General features: G+C 31.5%; 1 protein-coding gene. It reads left to right on the forward strand.

What is annotated here, in order from left to right; genetic code table 11:
* Positions 1-202: 202 nt before the first annotated feature.
* Positions 203-403 (forward strand): hypothetical protein (locus tag RCF13_RS06650; protein WP_308140974.1); only part of this gene is annotated, 201 nt, incomplete at its 3' end.

A 403-nucleotide genomic window follows, 5' to 3' on the forward strand; every position in this document is an offset into this window, starting at 1 on the left:
ACCCGTTAATACAGAAGTTTTTATTCCTAAAGATGATTCAGTTCGATTACTCGATGAAATTTTAGATCACCTAGATTACTCTCAATTAAATAATCCCTAACGGATTATATCATGGACATGTTCGTGAATGGGGCGAGTTGAGTCAGCAAATGCAATCAGTCTTAAGAAAAGCAGGTGTAGTTGGCAAGAAAGGAAAGATTAAATGATCTATAAAATTGATTTAGGAAATGATAAGAGTATTGAAATCTTTATTGAGGGTAACATGGCTACCATGAAATTTCAAAATCAAACTTTATTTAGTGACAGTTTAATGGAGGGTTTAGGGGTTTTTAAAACGATGCTTAAAAAAGCGTTGAATAATGAACTAGAGATTGATTCAAAAATTAAAAATGATAGTATAGGA

Origin of the sequence: Stenotrophomonas maltophilia group sp. RNC7, from assembly GCF_030910085.1 — a bacterium.
GTDB lineage: Bacteria > Pseudomonadota > Gammaproteobacteria > Xanthomonadales > Xanthomonadaceae > Stenotrophomonas > Stenotrophomonas sepilia.